Below are 17,892 nucleotides of genomic sequence, written 5' to 3'. Positions count from 1 at the left end.
GACAAAGCCCACATCGTTTACCTGCGCTGTCGGGCGGGTCAGCGGACGGTGATGGTCCCCAGCGAGGTCCACACCTGGAAGTCGACCATGTCGTAGGCGCCGTCCGCAGGCGGCATCGCGGCGTCGCTGCCGCCTGCGGTGGCCTCGCCGAGCTCGCCCTCGCGCGAGGTTCCGCCGCCGAGCGTGCCCGTCTCGGGCGCCACCAGCGAGGGGCCGTCGGTCGCGTCGTCGAGCGTGCCGCGCAGGTCGCCCAGGGAGCCCGAGGAACCCTCGGTGCCCTCCGCGCCGTCGCCGGTCCACATGACGTCGCCGCCCACGGTGAGGTAGTGCATGGCGAGCAGCGTGTAGGTGCCCGGCTCGACCTCGGCCTGGCCCGCGTTGTCCCAGCAGCCGTTCACGTCCCGCCACAGAAGCTCCGTGGAGACCGTCGCGCCCCGCTCGAGCCCGCCCTCCGGGTAGGGGTACGGCGCGATGGTCATCTCGGCGGCGCCGGCAGCGCCCTCCGCGGCCTTGTCCTCGGCGATCGCGGGCTCCGCCACGCCGCCGTAGGCCACCACGCCCTGCAGGTGCGGATCCACGGGGTACGCCTCCGCGACCACGCGGCCGTCGCGCACCAGCGCGAGCTGCAGGCTGCCTGCGTCCCAGAACTCGTCGAGGTCCCACGCGGACGCGTTGGTGACGCGGCTCGACACCGCGGGGTTGCCGTCGACCACCCAGCCGTAGCTCACGTCGATCGAGGCGGGGGCGTCGACCGCGACGTCCATCAGCCCCATCGCGGAGGACCGCGACGGGAACGCGCCGTCTCCCTCCCACGCGCACCCGAACCATCCCGAGCGGAGGTCGCCCGTCGAGTCGCCGGACACCAGCCACCGCTGCGTCCCCGCCGCCATGTCCCATGCCCCGGCCAGGCCGTCACGGTAGAGGTCCCGCGCGGTGTCGGTGTCGAGCGCAGCCGGATTCACGGTGGGCTTCGCGTCGGACGGCGTGCCGTCGGGCTTGGGCTCGACTGGCTCGTCGGGCTCGATGGTCGGGTCCGTGGGCGGGTCCGTGGTCCCCAGGTACGCGCCGAACGGGTCGTCGACGGCGTCGCCGGTCACGGTGAACGCCGCGGGCTCGGACACGGCCCGCGCGCCCGCGCTCGACGCGACAGCGGAGCCGTCCTCCGCGACCTCGGGCGCCTGCCACAGCTCGACGGAGGAGACCACCGAGTACTCCCCGGCGGGCAGCGGCTCGCCGTCCCAGCAGTTCACCACCGGCACGGACACGGCGGTGGCGGGCTGCTCGCCCTCGACCAGGTCGATCGCGACCGGACCCTCGGAGCTCACGGCACCGCCGGGCAGGCCGTCGGCGCTGCCGACCCCCACCACGATCCCGTCCCACAGCACCACCACGTCGGTGGAGAAGCCCTCGTAGGCGCCCGGGACCAGCACCGTCGCGGTCACGGTGCCGGTGAGCTCGGCGGGAGCGTCCGCCCCCGCGACCACGGACTCGTCGAGCGCGGTCGCGAGCGACACGGGCGCCCGCACGTCGCTCAGGTCCGGCAGGGTGTCGCCGCACAGGCCCCACGCGATCGAGGAGGCAGCCGCGCCGCCCCCGGCGGCCATCTCGCCGTCGCCCCGCGCGTCCCCGGCCGAATCCTCGGCGACGGCCGCGGACTCCTCAGCCCCCGCATCGTCCGCCGAGGAGAAGGTGCCGGCGCCCGTGACGCCCGACACGCCGAACCCGACCACCACCACCATCCCGCCCGCGAGCACGCCGGTCGCGCCGGTGCGCAGGCCGCGCTGCGTCGCGGCGCGGCGCGCGGCCCGACCCGTGTCCACCGCGAGCCCGTCGAGGGGTGCACGGTCGGCGGCGCCCCGCAGGGCATCCGAGAGCTTCATGTCAGTCGCCTTCCATCCGTCGGCGGGTGGGCACGTCGTGCCGGTCCTCCGCCGTGTCGTCGTCGAGGGGGCCCAGCAGCAGCTCGAGCCGCCCCAGGCCGTCGTGCAGGTACCGCTTCACGGACCCGGGCGCGAGGCCCAGGTGGCGCGCGATGTCCGGCACCGTGAGGTCGTCGAAGAAGCGCAGCACCACGCACGCCCGCTCCCGCGGCGCGAGCGTCGCGAGGGCCTCGAGCACGTCCGCGCCCGCCTCGACCCCGGCGAGCGGATCCACCGCCGCCGGCGCGGGCCGGAACAGGTGCTCGACGCGGCGCCAGCGCTGGTCGCGCCGGTAGCCGTCGATGTACACGGACGTGATCGCGCGGCGCACGTAGGCCTCCGCCTTCACCGCCGTGAGGCCTGGCCGGGGACGCGAGAACGTCCGCACCAGCGCGTCCTGCACCAGGTCCTGCGCCATCGCGCCGTCGCCGCACACCACGTACGCGTACCCGAGCAGCGCGCGCTCGCGGTCGCGCACCAGCTGCGCCATGATCTCCCGCCACTCGCTCATCGCCCCACCTCACCGTCGATGCAATGGTGACGAGCACCGTCGCAGAAACGTTGGGGCAGGTCTCGACGGCTCGCCGACCTTGTCCCCTAGAGTGGCCTGGTACCCCTTGCGGGCGTGACAACGGAGTCGCGTCGGGGAGACGTCGAGGAGGACGTATGCGTGCCGCAGTCACCGCCGTGGAGGTGAGCTCCGGAAGCGCGGCCATCGTGGTCGTGATCGGGGTCATCGCCGGCGTATCCCTGGTCGCCGCCTGGTTCCTGCGCCGCAACGTGCTGCAGGCGCCCGCGGGCACGGACGCCATGAACGACATCGCGACCGCCGTCCAGGAGGGCGCCTCCGCGTACCTCAGCCGGCAGCTGCGCACGCTCGCGCTGTTCGCGGCGCTCGTGTTCGCGCTGCTGTTCCTGCTGCCGGGCGATGCCGGGGTGCGGGTGGGCCGGTCGCTGTTCTTCCTGCTGGGCGCGGGCTGCTCGGCGACCATCGGCTACATGGGCATGTGGCTCGCGGTGCGCGCCAACGTGCGTGTCGCGTCCGCGTCGACGCGCTCGGGCGGTCGCGCCGAGGGCGCCCGCATCGCGTTCCGCACCGGCGGCGCGGTGGGCATGTCCGTGGTCGGCATGGGCCTGGGCGGCGCGGCGGCCGTGGTGTTCCTGTATCGGGACGATGCGGCGGCCGTGCTGGAGGGCTTCGGCTTCGGGGCCGCGCTGCTCGCCATGTTCATGCGGGTCGGCGGCGGCATCTTCACCAAGGCCGCGGACGTAGGCGCCGACCTCGTCGGCAAGGTCGAGAAGCACATCCCGGAGGACGACCCCCGCAACGCGGCCACCATCGCCGACAACGTCGGCGACAACGTGGGCGACTGCGCCGGCATGGCCGCGGACCTGTTCGAGTCCTACGCCGTGACCCTGGTCGCCGCGCTGATCCTGGGCAAGGCGGCGTTCGGCGAGCAGGGGCTTGTGTTCCCCCTCATCGTCACCGCGATCGGCGCGCTGGTCGCGGCGCTCGGCGTGGCGATCACCAAGATCCGCGGCTCGGAGCCGGGGCTCAAGGCCATCAACCGCGGCTTCTACACCTCGGCCGCCGTCGGCGCCGTGCTCGCGGCGATCGCCGCCTTCGTCTACCTGCCCTCGTCGTTCTCCGACCTCAACGGCGCGTCCCTGGCCGACGAGACCGGCGACCCGCGCATCGTCTCCACCGTCGCGGTGTTCGTCGGGATCGGGCTCGCGGGGCTCATCCTGTGGATCACCGGCTACTTCACCGACACCGCGAAGCGGCCCACGCGTCGGGTCGCCCGCACCTCCCTCACGGGCGCCGCGACCGTGGTGCTCGCGGGAATCGGCGTGGGCCTCGAGTCCGCCGTCTACACGGCGACCGTCATCGCGGGCGCCGTGGTGGTGCTGTTCGCCGTCGCGGGCGGGTCCGTGACGCTCTCGCTGTTCCTGGTGGCGCTCGCGGGCTGCGGACTGCTCACCACGGTGGGTGTGATCGTGGCGATGGACACGTTCGGGCCGGTGTCCGACAACGCGCAGGGCATCGCCGAGATGTCGGGCGAGGTCGACGACGAGGCCGCGAAGACCCTCACCGACCTGGACGCGGTGGGCAACACCACGAAGGCCATCACCAAGGGCATCGCGATCGCGACGGCGGTGCTGGCCGCGACCGCGCTGTTCGGCAGCTACTCCGACGCCGTCGCGAAGGCGCTCGGCGATGCGGCGGCGACCGCCGCATCGTTCTCCTACGAGATCATCCACCCGCTCACCCTGGTCGGCGTGATCATCGGCGGCGCGACGGTGTTCCTGTTCTCCGGGCTCGCGATCGACGCGGTGACCCGCGCCGCCGGCGCGATCGTGTTCGAGGTGCGTCGCCAGTTCCGCGAGATGCCCGGCATCATGAACGGCACCCAGCGGCCCGAGTACGGGCGGGTGGTGGACATCTGCACCCGGGACTCGCTGCGCGAGCTCGCGACGCCGGGACTGCTGGCCGCGATGGCGCCCATCTTCGTGGGCTTCGCGCTCGGCGTCGGGGCGCTCGCGGGCTTCCTCGCCGGCGCGATCGGCACCGGCGTGCTCATGGCCGTGTTCCTCGCGAACTCGGGCGGCTCGTGGGACAACGCGAAGAAGATCGTCGAGGACGGCTACTGGGGCGGCAAGAACTCGCCCGCGCACGAGGCGACCGTGATCGGCGACACCATCGGCGACCCGTTCAAGGACACGGCCGGCCCGGCGATCAACCCGCTCATCAAGGTGATGAACCTGGTGGCGCTGCTGATCGCTCCCGCGGTGGTGCTGCTCACCTACGGCGAGTCGGCGAACCCGTGGATGCGGGCGCTGATCGCCGGCATCGCGGGCGTGGTCGCCGTGGTCGCAGTCGGGCTGGCCTCGCGCCGGGCCCACGCGGGCGGGATCGCCAGCGAGGCGGACTCCGCCGCCGAGGACGAGGGGCACGGTCCGGGTGCCGACTCCGAGTCCACCTCCGTTCCCACCGACACCCACGAGACCCCCGCGGCCACGCCCGCGGGCGGGGAGCAGCGCTAAGGGTCAAGCGCGCCCCCGAGCAGCGCGGCGCCTGTCGTTTGCCCCCCGGCTGACAGGCGCCGCGCTTGGCTCTGTGCGGTCCCCGGGGCGGCGCGCAGGCGCGCGCACGGCCCGTGCGCTCCCACCTCTCGCTGATACGTTGGTGCAGGATTTGAGCCGGAAACCAGCACGGGCGTATCAAGGGAGCGGAGCGCGATGGGACGGCAGGTCGAAGCCCACCGTGATGCGGGCGGTGTGAGCAAGCGCGGACGCGAGATCGCGACTGGCATCGCGGCGTACGCGCTCGCGATAGCCGGGCTTGTGGCGCTGGTCCAGTTGGGCTCCCCCTGGTGGGTCGTGCTCCCGATCGCATTCCTGGCATGGACCGCGACGGACATCTTCGCCCGCCCGCTGATCCTCCCCGAGAGGACCCCCGATCCGCCCGCGCGCGACGCCGGCGATCTCATGGTGACGGTCACCGACTGGGGTCCGCGCCGGATCGACGTGCTCAAGGCCGTGCGCGCGGAGGACGGCGGGGCGCGCGAGCTGAGCGTGCTGTCCGACGTCATGCACCGCGGCGACGCGCTGATCGTTCGCACCGGCCTGTCGGAGGCGGCGGCGCACGATGTCGTGGCTCTGCTCGAACGCCAAGGCGCGACGGTGACCGTCCGGTAGCGACGGTCCACGCGCGCCCCGCGGGGCGGCGCGCCGCAACACCGGCGACACACACCTCTGGAACCATTCCCGCATGGCACGCACGAGCACCATGAGCACCAGGCTGGCCGGGGGAGTGGTGGGCGCCCTGGTCGTGGTCGAGGGCACCTCCGGGGTCCTCCAGGGCTACTACACCCCGCTCCTCACCGACATCGCCCGGCACCTGGGTATCCACGATGCGGACGTCAACTGGTTCGAGGCCGCGCAGCTCCTGTTGAGCGCCATCGTGGTGCCGGTGCTCGCGCGCCTGGGCGACATGATCGGCCACCGCAAGGTCCTCATCGGCTCGCTCGTGGTCACCGCGGTGGCGTCCTGGGCCCTCGCGTTCGCGCCGAGCTTCCCGCTGTTCGTGCTGGCGTGGGCCATCCAGGGCTTCTATGTGGTCTGGCTGCCTCTCAACGTCGCGATCATCCACTCGCGCGCACGTGACCGCGAGGACGGTGCCGCGCTGACCCGCCGGGGCGCCGGCATCATCGTCGCCGCGCTGCAGGCGGGCGCCATCATCGGCGCGCTCGCGGCCGGCCAACTGGGCGGCATCCTCCCGCTGTGGGCAGCGCTGTGCGTCCCCGCCGCGCTCGTCACCGTCGCGCTCGCGGTGGTCATCCTCAAGGTCCCCGACACCGGCGTCCGCGCGGGCGGCACCATCGACACCAAGGGCACGGTGGTCCTCACGCTGGGCCTGCTCGCCCTCACCGGCGGCCTCTCGCTGGTCCGCCTGGACGGCTTCACGCCGTGGGTGGCGGCCATGGTGCTCGCGGGCCTCGCGCTCATGTGGGTGTTCGTCCGCGTCGAGCGCGGCACCGACCAGCCCCTGGTCGACATCGCGCTCCTCACGCGCCCCACGGTGTGGCCCGTCATCCTCACCGCGACGCTGTTCGGTGTCAGCGTCCTGGGCGCGCAGGGTCCGCTGTCGACGTTCGCCCGCACCGACCCCGACGAGGTGGGCTACGGCCTGGGCCTCACCTCCGCCACCGTCTCCTACCTGATCGGCGCGTACGTGGTCTCGCTGCTGGTGGGCGCGCTGCTGTTCGCCCGGCTCAGCGCCCGCTTCAGCCCGCGCGCGGTCCTGATCGCCGCATCGTTCCTGGTCGCGGGCGGCTACCTGGCCCTCATCCCGTTCCACGGCAGCGTCGCCACCGTGGTCACCTGCATGGTGGTCGCGGGGCTCGGGTCGGGCGCGCTCGTGGCGGCGCTGCCCGCCGCGGCCGCCTCCGCCGCGCCGCCGCACCAGACCGCGATGGCGACCGGGCTCACCAACACCACCAAGACCATCGGAGGCGCGTTCGCGTCGACGGCCTTCGCGATCGCGCTGGTGAGCGGCGCGTCCACGGCCGCCACGGCGGGAGAGTCCACCGCCGGCACCCTGTCCGGCTACATGACCGTGTGGGCCATCTGCGGCGGCACCGCGCTGGTCGCGGGCGCGTGCTTGTTCGCCGTCCCCAAGGTCGCGTTCCAGCACAACGTCGACGTGGTCGAGGCCGAGACCGGCGCGGCCCGATGACGCTGCCCGACCCCACCAAGGTCGCAGAGCGCCTCGCCGCGCTCATCCGCATTCCCACCGTCACCCCGCGCGACGCGGGCCCGCACGACGAGGCGACCGCCGCATCGTTCACCGCGCTGCACGCTGCGCTGCGCACCTTCTATCCCCGCACCTTCGGTCACGCGGTGGAGACGGTGGGGCGGGCGGGCCTGCTGATCCGCATCCCCGGCAACGACGCCGAGCACACGGTGGTGCTCATGGCGCACCAGGACGTGGTCCCCGTCCCGCGCGACTGGGCCGCCGAGGGCTGGGAGCACGAGCCGTTCGCCGGCGTGATCGCCGACGGCTGGGTCCACGGCCGCGGCGCGCTGGACGACAAGGGCGCGCTGGTGGTGATGCTCGAGGCCGTCGAGTCGCTGCTCGCGGAGGGCTGGACCCCGGCCAGCGACCTCTACCTCCTCATGGGCGCCGACGAGGAGTCCTATGGCGACTGCGCCATCACCGCCGCGTCCCTCCTGGCAGAGCGTGGGGTCACCCCGTGGATGGTGCTCGACGAGGGCGGCGCGGTCGCGACCGGCGCGTTCCCCGGGCTCGACGGCGAGGCGGCGGTGATCGGCGTCTCGGAGAAGGGGATCGTGGACCTGCGGCTCACGGTCGAGGGCCTGGGCGGCCACGCCTCGACCCCGCCGCGCGAGTCCGCGCCCGGCATCCTCGCCCGGGCGCTCGCCCGCATCGAGGCGCACCCCCACCCCGCCGCCGTCAACGACGTCTCGGTCGAGATGCTCTTGCTGGTAGGTGGCCGGATGAAGGGGCCGCTCGGCGCCCTGCTGCGCCGCGCACAGTCCCTCCGCGGCGTGCTCGCGCGCGTGATGCCGCGCCTGTCGCCCGAGCTGGCCGCGATGGTCCGCACCACCGTCGCGATCACGCAGCTCGAGGGCAGCCCCGCGCACAACGTCCTCGCGACGCGCGCCACCGCGGTGCTCAACCTGCGGGTCGCGATCGGGTCGAGCGTGTCGGAGGCGGTCGCGCACGTGCGGCGCGCGGTGGACGATGCGCGGGTCACCATCGCCGTCGAGGTTCCGTCCGAGCCGTCCCCGGTCTCCCCGCGGGGGGACGATGCGCGGTGGGCTTCGCTGGTGGAGGCGGTCGCGGTCTCGTATCCGGACGCCGTCACCATCCCGTACGTGATGCTGGCCGCCTCCGACTCGCGCCACCTCGCGCCGGCGGCGGGGGCGACCTACCGGTTCGCGCCGCTGCGGATGTCGAAGGCGCAGCGCGAGGCGGTGCATGGGCCCAACGAGAAGGTCGAGGTCGAGTCGCTCGGTCGGGGCGTCGCGTTCTACCGCGCGCTGCTGACGTCGGAGAGGCTGGCGTGATGGCGGTCTCGATCCGACGCGTCCGCCACGAGGACTGGGCGCGCGCCCGCGACCTGCGGCTCGAGGCGCTCGCCGACCCGGCCGCGTCGGTCGCGTTCCTCGAGACCCTCGCGGTCGCGAGCGAGCAGCCCGACGCGTTCTGGATCGAGCGCGCCGCCGCGGCGTCGGCCGGCGACCGGGTGTCGCAGTGGCTCGGCGAGGATGGCGGCGCCCTGGTGGGCTCCGTGGTGGTGCTCGCCCAGGAGGCGGGCGAGCGGGACTACTTCGACACCGTCATCCCCGAGCGTCGCGCGGTGCTGGTGGGGGTCTACGTCGCTCCCGCAGCACGCGGTGCGGGGACGCTCGACGCGCTGGTCGACGCCGCGTGCGGGTGGGCGCGCTCGCTGGGCTTCGCGCGGCTCGAGCTCGACGTCCACGCCGACAACGCACGGGCGCGGGCGGCGTACGCGCGGCTCGGCTTCGCCCCGACCGGCCACGTGTTCGCGACCACCATGGGCCGCGAGCTCCAGATGGCGCGGGCGCTGTGAAGGGGTCGGTGCGCTAGACCGCACCCGTGCGGGGTCGGCGCCGTCGCACCGCGGCGAGCACCCCCACGGCGGCCACCGCCAGCGCGGCAACGCCGAGCCACGGGCCCCACTGCGTGAGCGCGGGCTCCCACGGGTCGTAGCCGGGATCCCCGGCCATCGCGATCACCTCGGACAGGGGCCTTGCGACGCCGTCGCCGACGGTAAGCGGCTCCGCCGTCTCACCGACGATCACGAACCACCCCGCCTGACCGCCGTCGAGCAGTCGGCCGTCGGGCACCGGGTCGGAGGCCCACTCGACCTCGATCATCGAGAACACGAACTCGCCCTCGACCGCGTCGACGCAGTCCAGGCTCGAGGTGTTCACCGAGCACCGGATGTCCGCGTCGATCAGCTCGCCGTCGCGCACCGAGAAGACGTCGCGAGGTGCGGAATCGGTGACGTCGACGTCGGTGGCGAAACCCCAGGCAGAGGGCATGGCGACAGCATCGTCCCCGTCGCGTGCGCGGTCAAGCACCGTGCGCACTAGCCTCAGACACGTGAGCCTCGACGTACCCGCGCTGCCCGACGCCTCCGCCGCCGAGGCCCTCCGCGCCGACCTCTCCACCTGGACCGTCGACGCAGTCGAGGCGGTGGTCGGGGACCGGGCCATGAGGGCCCTCGCCCGCGAGCAGGTGCTGCCGGCGCGGGTGGCGAGCCGCGCATCGTCCACCGTGGAGGCGACCCTCACCCGGCTGTTCCTCCTCGGAGACGCCGTGCCCGCCCGCGACGTGGACCGCGCGCTGCCGTCCGTGGGCGCGGACGGCGCCGCGGGGCTGGGCCTCATCGAGCTGTCCGGCGGCGAGGCGCGCGGCCGGGTGGACCTGCGGCCGTATGCGGCCACCCACGAGGGAGGCGAGGCGCAGTGGTGGGTCGCGTCCGACCAGGGCGAGGCCGTCACCGGCGCGCGCCTGCGCGACGACCACGTGCTCGGGATCGGCGGGGCGTCCCTCACGCTCGCGGGGATGACCATGCGCGCGCCGGTGGGTCGCGTGCTCGACCTGGGCACGGGCTGCGGGATCCAGGCGCTCCACGCCTCGCTGCACGCGCGCGAGGTGGTGGCCACGGACGTCTCGCGCCGCGCGCTCGCCTACACCCGCTTCAACCAGGTCCTCAACGGGATCGCGGACTGGGACCTGCGCGAGGGGTCGATGCTCGAGCCGGTCGCGGGCGAGGAGTTCGACCTGGTGGTCTCGAACCCGCCGTTCGTCATCACGCCGGAGGGCGCGCCGCAGTTCGAGTACCGGGCGTCGGGGGTCCCGGGCGACGGGATCGTGTCGACGCTGGTCTCCTCGGTCGGGACGGTGCTCGCGCCGGGCGGCGTCGCGCAGATGCTGGGCAACTGGGAGATCCACGGCGGATCGTCGTGGCAGGAGGGGCTGGAAGCGTGGCTCGCCGCGTCGCCCGTGCCGCTCGACGCGTGGGTGATCGAGCGCGACGAGCTCGACGCCGCCGAGTACGCCGAGACCTGGCTGCGCGATGCCGGCGTCACGCCCGAGCGCGGCCGCGCCGAGTTCGAGGCCGCCTACCAGGCCTATCTCACCGACTTCGACGCGCGCGGGGTCTCGGCAGTGGGGTTCGGGATGGTGCTGCTGCGGCGCCCCGTGTCCGGGTCGCCGACGCTCCGGCGCCTCGAGCAGCACGAGGGCCCGCTGCAGGAGCCGTTCGGCGGCTACCTGGTCGCGGCCCTCGCGGCCCACGACAGGGTCGCCGCGATGACGGACGATGCGCTGCTCGCCACGGCCTGGACGGCCGCCTCGGACGTCACGCGGGAGAGCTACGGGCCGGTGCTGCAGGCGGATCCGTCCTATCTGCTGCTGCGGCAGGGCGCCGGGCTCGGGCGGTCGGTGTCGATGGACACCGCGCTCGCCGGGTTCGTGGGCGCGTGCGACGGGGAGCTCACCGCGGGCCAGATCGCGCATGCGCTGGCGGCGCTGCTCGACGTCGACGCGGCCCGCATGGTGGCCGGGCTGGTGCCGGCGGTCCGCGAGCTGGTGGCGGACGGGTTCCTGGAGTAGGGGCCGGCCCCCGGGGCGCCCGGGTCCCGGTCCCGCCCGGCGCGGAGGTCCCGGTCCCGGGGTGTCCGAATTGGTATCCCATGGTCGGTTCGGGCGGATCCGCGCGCCGCAGCGGTATCTGACGGTCGCCCGAACCCGAGAGTTTCCTGGGAATTCACCCGCGCGCCCGACTTGCCGTGGCTTGACACAACCGGCCCGGGACTTTACTTGCCATTGGTCCCGGAATGGGCTCCGCCACACCAGATACGGGACCCTGGTCCGAGGTGGTCACCGGGCGGCAAAACTACCCTTGAGGGGTGACATCGACGTTCGCGGCGGGACCGGAGGCTCAGGCGCCTCGCACGGCCTCGTCGGACCCGGAGACGGGTAAGAATGGAGATGCCGAGGCGGCGCAGATGGGACCCCATCGCCCCCTCGTCAACGAATCCCATGACAACGGTGTGTCGGCGCGTCGAACCGCGTCTCGTCGGCGCACCCTGATGACGTCCGGACAGGACGTCGGAGAGTTGCTCCGCGGAGATCCCGCGGGGCTGCCGACCCAGGAGGCACGCCCCATGTCCACCACCGAGCTCGACACCTCCGCCATCGCGATCCCGACCGCGCACGGTCTGGTCATCGCGGACTTCCTCTCCTCGTGCACGCACGCGTGGCCCGGCCGCATCGCCGCCACCGTGACGCTGCAGGGTTGCCCGTGGCTCTGCGCCTACTGCGGCACCCCCGAGAGCCACGACCCGACCGGCGAGGGCCGCGTCAGCTGGAGCCGCGTCCTCGAGCAGCTCGAGTCGCACCGCGGCATGGTCGACGCGGTGGTGTTCGGCGGCGGCGAGCCGACCGCCCAGGACGGCCTCCTCCCCGCGATCCGCGAGGTCCGCGCGATGGGCTACTCCGTGGGCCTGCACACCATGGGCGCCCACCCGGGCCGCCTCGCCTCCGTGCTCCCCGACGTCGACTGGGTGGGCTTCGACCTCAAGGGCACCCCGGCCATGTACGAGCACATCACCGGCTCCGACACCGCCGGCACCCAGGCGTGGGCCTCCCTCGAGGCCATCCACGAGTCCGGCGTCGACTACGAGGTGCAGTTCACCGTCGACCCGACCGTCCACACCCGCGAGGACATCCTCGCGACCGTGCGCGCGATCATCCACCGCGGCTTCCACGCCCCCGTGCTGCAGCAGCCGCGCCGCATGACCGCCTCCGCCGGCTACCGTCGCGCGCTGCGCGGCCGCGGCCTCTACGACGTCATCACCCACGAGGACCTCCCGGACCTCGCGCGCCGCTGACCCTGCGTCCCTCCGCCGCGGCGCCTCCCGCGCCCCTTCGCGCCATGGGGAAGTCACCGACGGAATCCAGAGGTCTCGGATTGCTGTGAGGAACTCAGCGACGCTCGCCCGAAGCGAGTCAGTGACCGTCGCTCAGCTCCCCACAGCGCGCCGGGATCGCGCGGAACCGACGCTCAGCACCCCATAGCGCGCGCCGGGTGGGGGTGCGCCGGGTGGGGGCGCGCCGGGTGGGCGCAGCGGCACAGACCGCTACAACCCCAGGTTCCTCGCGAGCACCTCGCGGATCGACTCCCACCGGTCCGTGCGGGCGGCCAGCAGCGGCGCGCCCACCTCGACCGCAGGACGGTATCCCGACCCGTCGAGCCGGCCCACGGTGAACCCGGCCTCCGCCGCGATCGCCGCGCCAGGCACGTGGTCCCACGGCTTGGCACGCGTGTAGACCAGGAATCCCACCTGCTGCGTGACCAGGTCCGCGTAGTCGAAGCCGGCGCACATGCGCAGGTCCTCGTAGCCGCCCAGCTCGGGCTCCGCCGCGAGCAGCCCCTCGCGCACGCCGTCCGCCGCGTACCTCACCGACACCGCGCCGCGCGGCTCCTTGCCCTCCCAGGCCGCCCGAGCATCGTCCCCGCGCGAGCGTTCGACGCCCGCGGCGAGCGACCGCCCGTCCAGGAACGCTCCCACGCCCTGCAGCGCCTCGAACATGCGCCCGAACTCGGGCTGCAGGATCCAGCCGCCCACGGGCACGCCGCCCTCGACCAGGCCCACCATCACGGCGTACGTGTCCGAGCCCTCCACGAAGTTGGCGGTGCCGTCCACCGGGTCCACGGTCCACGCGGTGCCCTCGGTCGCGAGCACGTCCACCACGGACGGGTCCGCCGCGGTCGCCTCCTCACCCACCACGGGCACGTCGAGGATCTCGCGCAGCAGCGGCGTGAGCGCACGCTCGGCCTCGAGGTCCGCCTCGGTGACGTAGTCGCCTGGCCCCTTGAGGTGGACGTGGTGGTCGGCGAGCGCCCGGAATCGCGGGCGGATCTCGGCGTCCGCGACGCGGCGCATGGCCTCGCCGACGGCCGCCCGAGCGGCGGCATCGAGGATGGGCTCCATGCGTCCATCGAACCACGGCGGTCCGACAGCATTGCGCAGGGACGATGCGCCGCTACCGGACGTTCACCCCGTCCCGTTCTCCCCAGGTCCCGGTGGGCGTGTCTGAGCCCATATGTATATTGAGTGCGTCTCAGGCAGGCGGAAGCCGCCGGGACGCGAATCCCAGAGAGAAGGTTCCATGGCCCGCAAGCTCGTGATCGTCGAGTCGCCCACCAAGTCGCGCACCATCGGCGGCTACCTGGGTGCCGACTATGACGTGGTGTCGTCGGTGGGTCACATCCGGGACCTCGCCGAGCGGTCGGACCTGCCGGCGGAGCTCAAGAAGTCGGACATCGGCAAGTTCGCGATCGACATCGACGGCGGCTTCCAGCCGTACTACGTGGTGAACTCCGACAAGAAGAAGATCGTCGCGGACATCAAGAAGCGCCTCAAGGAGGCGGACGAGCTCTACCTGGCGACTGATGAGGACCGCGAGGGTGAGGCCATCGCCTGGCACCTGCTCGACGTCCTCAAGCCCAAGGTGCCGGTCAAGCGGCTCGCGTTCCACGAGATCACCCGCGAGGGCATCTCGAGGGCGCTCGAGAACCCGCGCGAGGTGGACATGGAGCTGGTGGAGGCGCAGGAGGCGCGCCGCCTGCTCGACCGCCTGTACGGCTACGAGGTCTCGCCGGTGCTGTGGCGCAAGATCCAGTCGGGCCTGTCCGCCGGCCGCGTCCAGTCGGTGACGCTGCGCCTGGTGGTGGACCGCGAGCGGGAGCGCATGGCGTTCCAGTCCGCCGAGTACTGGGACCTCAAGGGCACGTTCACCGCGACCGAGGGCAAGGACGCGGGCCGCAGCTTCGACGCCCGCCTCACCACGGTCGACGGCAAGCGCGTCGCGACCGGCAAGGACTTCGACGACCGCGGCACCCGCACCAACAGCAAGGCCGTGCACGTCCACGCCGCGCTCGCCGGCGCCCTCGCCGCGGGCCTCGCGGAAGCATCGTTCTCCGTGGTCGGGGTGGACTCCCGTCCGTACAAGCGCCGCCCCGCGGCGCCCTTCATCACCTCGACCCTGATCCAGGAGTCGAGCCGCAAGCTGCGACTGGGTGCGCGGCAGGCGATGGGCGTGGCGCAGGCGCTGTACCAGAAGGGTTACATCACCTACATGCGTTCCGACTCGCCGGGCCTGTCCGGCGAGGCGATCCGCGCGGCCCGCAAGCAGGCGACCGCGCTGTACGGCGCGGACGCCGTCGCGGCCAGCCCGCGCGTCTACGCGTCCGCCGACTCGAACGCGCAGGAGGCTCACGAGGCGATCCGTCCGGCGGGCGACAGCTTCCGCACCCCCGACTCGCTCCGCGCGGAGCTCACGGGCGACGAGTTCCGCATGTACGAGATGATCTGGAAGCGCACGCTCGCCTCGCAGATGGCCGATGCCGTGGGCACCACGTCCACCGTGCGCATCGGCGCGACCACGGCCGCGCACCACGCGGTCGAGTTCTCCGCCTCCGGCACCATCCTCACCGCGCCCGGCTTCATGGCGCTGTACGAGGAGTCGCGCGACAAGGCGCGCTACGAGGAGGACGAGACCAAGGTCGAGAAGGAGTCCCGCCTCCCCGTCCTCGAGCAGGGCCAGAAGGTGGGCGCCGAGGGCATCGAGCCGCTCACCCACGCGACCACCCCGCCGCCGCGCTTCACGCAGGGCTCCATGATCAAGGAGCTCGAGGACCGCAAGCTGGGCCGCCCGTCCACGTACGCCGCCATGGTGGACGTCATCATCGACAAGGGCTACGTCCGCGTCGAGAAGCAGGCGCTGGTGCCCACGTGGCTCGCCTTCGCGATGATCCGCCTGCTCGAGGAGCACTTCGCTTGGCTCATCGACTACGACTTCACGGCGGACATGGAGGAGGACCTCGACAAGATCGCCGGCGGCCACCTGTCCCGCATCGACTGGCTGAGCGAGTTCTACTTCGGGTCCGGCGAGGACGAGGACGGCCGCGGCCAGGGCCTCAAGCGCCTGGTCGAGGACCTGGGCGACATCGACGCCCGCGCGAACTCGACGTTCGAGATCGGGGACGGCATCGCGCTGCGCGTCGGCAAGTACGGCCCCTACCTGGAGCGCGAAGTCGACGGCGAGAAGCAGACGGCCTCCGTGCCCGACGAGCTCGCCCCCGACGAGCTCACGGTCGCCAAGGCCGAGGAGCTGCTCCAGAACCAGGGCGGCGACGAGCGCGTGCTCGGCACCCACCCGGAGTCCGGCCTCGAGATCGTGGCGAAGGCCGGCCGGTTCGGCCCGTACGTCACCGAGGTGCTGCCCGAGGACGCCAAGGGCCGCCCCAAGACCGCGAGCCTGTTCAAGTCGATGGCGCTCGAGACGGTCACGCTCGACCAGGCGCTGCGCCTCATGTCGCTGCCGCGCGTGGTGGGCGTGGACCCCGCCACCAACGAGGAGATCACCGCGCAGAACGGCCGCTTCGGGCCCTACCTGAAGAAGGGCACGGACTCGCGCACCATCGAGTCCGAGCAGCAGCTGCTCGACATCACGCTCGAGGAGGCGCTCGCGATCTACGCGCAGCCCAAGCGCGGCCGCGGGCGCGCCGCGACGCCCCCGCTCAAGGAGTTCGGCGAGGACCCGACCTCGGGCAAGCCGATCGTCGCGAAGTCGGGCCGGTTCGGCGACTACATCACCGACGGCGTCACCAACGTCACCATCCCCAAGACGGAGACGGTCGAGTCGGTGACCCCCGAGCGCGCGATCGAGCTGCTCGCGGAGAAGCGCGCCAAGGGCCCGGCCAAGAAGCCGGCCCGCCGCACCGCCGCCAAGAAGCCCACCACCCGGAAGAAGTAGCCCATGGCGCAGCAGCCGGAGCCGGAGCGCTCGGTCAACGTGAGGTGGCTGGGCTACCTCGGCCTGGTGGTCGGCGTCGGTGCCGTGGTGCTCACGGTCGACTCGGGATCGGTCTCGGTGCTCGGCTTCTCCTTCGACGTGAGCGTCCCGATCATCGCCGCGCTCGCATTCCTGGGCGGGATCCTCGGCGGGCGGTACGGGCCCAAGCAGGGGGATCTCTAAGGCCCCGTCGCCCCGTTTGCGCGCGCGCTCCGAGAGCGAGACTCTTGAATCTCGGAGGGGGTCTCCATGAGCGGCACCGTCGCGCAGCTCTCTGATGACGCCATCGCGCGCCTCGGGGCGGACGCGTACCTGCTCGAAGGCTCCCGCGCAGCCGCCGAGCGCCTGCTCCGCGAGGCCGCCGCACGCGCCGCGCGCCTGCACCCGCGCGACGGAGCGGTCGAATCGGAGATCCGTGCCGCGCTCGCGCAACGCCACCTCCACCATCACCACCGGCACCACGGGCTCGGCGCCCCGACCAGCACCATCGCGAGGCTCGGCACCCTGACGCCGCGGCAGCGCACCGTGCTGGTGCTGCGCCACGTCGACGGGCTCGGCGGCAGCGAGATCGGCATCGCGCTCGGCCTGCCGGCACGCGCCGTGGACGCCGCGCTCGGCGACGCGCTGGTCGCGCTCGGCGGCCGCGCGGAGGACGCTGTCGACGAGGTCGACATCGTGATCCGCCCCCGGCGCCCGCGAGGGGGGACCTCCTAGCCGGGCGCGCGATGGCCGGCCGTCCCCCCGAGCCAGAGAGCACGCTCGCGAGCGTGGGGGAGAGGCTCACGCTCGCGGCAGCGGCGGCACAGCGGACGATGCGCGGGCGAGCCTCCCGTGCCCTCGCCGGGACGCAGGGTCGGGCCAGGGCGCGGTGGCGGGTCGTGCAGTTCGCCACGGCGGGGTTCGTGGTGCTGCTCGTGCTCGTCGGGGCGGCCGCCGTCGTCCGGCTGGTCGACCCTCCGGAGCCGCCCGAGCAGCGCCTCGCGGCCGCGATCATCGCGGGCGACCACGAGGCGGTCGCGGCCCTGATCGGGGACGGCGCTCTCACGGCGCTCGAGGCCGGCAGACCCACGGAGGCGGTGCGGCTCGCGATCGACGGCTGCGACGTGGACATGTTCCGCCGCCTCACCGACGCCGGCGCGCGCCGCAGCGCCGACGCCGGCCGCGCGGCACAGGACGTGGCCCTCACCACCGCGATCCGCCGCTGCCCGCCGCCGGTGGTCCGCGAGGTGTGGCGGGACACCCGCACCGCGACGCCGCCCCTCCACCTCATGGTCTTCGCGGCGGTCGAGGGCGGGCCTGGCGCGGTGCGCACCCTCGCGCACCTGGGCCTTCCGGTCGAGTCGCCGATCGACGAGCCCGGCGGCGTCAGCCCGCTCGAGGCCGCCATCCTCGCCGGACGCGCGGACGTGGCGCGGTCGCTCATCGCCCTCGGCGCGGACCCGGAGCGTCGCACCGCCGACGGCACCCGCCTGTCGCACCTGCTCGAGGCCCTCGCGGGCACCGCCGCCGGTGGCGGCACCGGGCAGGGGACGCAACCCTAGGCGCAGG

The 17,892-nt window shown here is 73.4% G+C and carries 15 protein-coding genes; 11 read left to right on the top strand and 4 right to left on the bottom strand.

Annotated elements, in window-relative coordinates:
* Nucleotides 1-38 precede the first annotated feature (38 nt).
* Entirely contained in the window at nt 39-1,880 is a 1,842-nt protein-coding gene (locus AOM05_RS14275; RefSeq protein WP_062521836.1) for a hypothetical protein, read from the bottom strand.
* A gap of 1 nt (nt 1,881) precedes the next feature.
* Entirely contained in the window at nt 1,882-2,430 is a 549-nt protein-coding gene (locus AOM05_RS10105; RefSeq protein WP_062521833.1) for a sigma-70 family RNA polymerase sigma factor, read from the bottom strand.
* Nucleotides 2,431-2,585: 155 nt separating this feature from the next.
* On the opposite strand from AOM05_RS10105, the gene AOM05_RS10100 reads away from it, so the two are divergent.
* From AOM05_RS10100 to AOM05_RS10080, 5 genes are all read left to right on the top strand, one after another.
* Complete coding sequence (locus tag AOM05_RS10100) at nt 2,586-4,964, top strand: sodium-translocating pyrophosphatase (RefSeq protein WP_082097440.1); 2,379 nt, start codon at nt 2,586-2,588, stop codon at nt 4,962-4,964.
* A 234-nt stretch (nt 4,965-5,198) separates the two neighbouring features.
* Nucleotides 5,199-5,618, top strand: a complete 420-nt coding sequence (locus tag AOM05_RS10095) for a hypothetical protein (protein ID WP_062521831.1) — start codon at nt 5,199-5,201, stop codon at nt 5,616-5,618.
* 73 nt (nt 5,619-5,691) lie between these two features.
* Nucleotides 5,692-7,158, top strand: a complete 1,467-nt coding sequence (locus AOM05_RS10090) for an MFS transporter (RefSeq protein WP_062521829.1) — start codon at nt 5,692-5,694, stop codon at nt 7,156-7,158.
* Nucleotides 7,155-8,513 carry a M20/M25/M40 family metallo-hydrolase gene (locus tag AOM05_RS10085; protein WP_062521826.1) on the top strand — a complete coding sequence of 453 codons (1,359 nt, stop codon included), beginning with the start codon at nt 7,155-7,157 and terminating at the stop codon, nt 8,511-8,513. Before AOM05_RS10090 ends, AOM05_RS10085 begins: the two co-directional genes overlap by 4 nt.
* Nucleotides 8,513-9,040: a GNAT family N-acetyltransferase gene (locus AOM05_RS10080; protein WP_062521825.1), complete on the top strand. Its 528-nt coding sequence runs from the start codon at nt 8,513-8,515 to the stop codon at nt 9,038-9,040. The genes AOM05_RS10085 and AOM05_RS10080 overlap by 1 nt, the downstream gene beginning before the upstream one ends.
* Nucleotides 9,041-9,053: 13 nt before the next feature.
* Here AOM05_RS10080 and AOM05_RS10075 read toward each other — a convergent pair whose 3' ends face one another.
* Entirely contained in the window at nt 9,054-9,515 is a 462-nt protein-coding gene (locus AOM05_RS10075) for a hypothetical protein (protein ID WP_062521823.1), read from the bottom strand.
* 61 nt (nt 9,516-9,576) lie between these two features.
* On the opposite strand from AOM05_RS10075, the gene AOM05_RS10070 reads away from it, so the two are divergent.
* Nucleotides 9,577-11,094: a DUF7059 domain-containing protein gene (locus AOM05_RS10070; RefSeq protein WP_062521821.1), complete on the top strand. Its 1,518-nt coding sequence runs from the start codon at nt 9,577-9,579 to the stop codon at nt 11,092-11,094.
* 554 nt (nt 11,095-11,648) lie between these two features.
* Nucleotides 11,649-12,374, top strand: a complete 726-nt coding sequence (locus AOM05_RS10065) for an anaerobic ribonucleoside-triphosphate reductase activating protein (protein WP_062521819.1) — start codon at nt 11,649-11,651, stop codon at nt 12,372-12,374.
* 249 nt (nt 12,375-12,623) lie between these two features.
* Here AOM05_RS10065 and AOM05_RS10060 read toward each other — a convergent pair whose 3' ends face one another.
* On the bottom strand, nt 12,624-13,478 hold the full coding sequence (locus tag AOM05_RS10060) for an inositol monophosphatase family protein (RefSeq protein ID WP_062521817.1): 855 nt from the start codon (nt 13,476-13,478) through the stop codon (nt 12,624-12,626).
* Between the two features lie 178 nt (nt 13,479-13,656).
* On the opposite strand from AOM05_RS10060, the gene topA reads away from it, so the two are divergent.
* The 4 genes from topA to AOM05_RS10040 all read left to right on the top strand — a co-directional run bounded on the left by topA (nt 13,657) and on the right by AOM05_RS10040 (nt 17,885).
* A complete protein-coding gene (gene topA / locus AOM05_RS10055) occupies nt 13,657-16,305 on the top strand; it encodes a type I DNA topoisomerase (protein WP_062521815.1) in 2,649 nt (882 codons plus the stop codon).
* A gap of 3 nt (nt 16,306-16,308) precedes the next feature.
* Nucleotides 16,309-16,527, top strand: coding sequence for a hypothetical protein (locus tag AOM05_RS10050; RefSeq protein ID WP_062521813.1), 219 nt, complete (start codon nt 16,309-16,311; stop codon nt 16,525-16,527).
* 66 nt (nt 16,528-16,593) lie between these two features.
* Entirely contained in the window at nt 16,594-17,058 is a 465-nt protein-coding gene (locus AOM05_RS10045) for a sigma-70 region 4 domain-containing protein (protein WP_062521811.1), read from the top strand.
* A 164-nt stretch (nt 17,059-17,222) separates the two neighbouring features.
* Entirely contained in the window at nt 17,223-17,885 is a 663-nt protein-coding gene (locus AOM05_RS10040; protein WP_062521809.1) for an ankyrin repeat domain-containing protein, read from the top strand.
* The last annotated feature ends 7 nt before the right edge of the window (nt 17,886-17,892 follow it).

It is taken from the genome of Demequina silvatica, assembly GCF_000971215.1.
Classification (GTDB): Bacteria; Actinomycetota; Actinomycetes; order Actinomycetales; family Demequinaceae; genus Demequina; species Demequina silvatica.
This window is presented reverse-complemented; position numbering and strand designations above follow the sequence as displayed.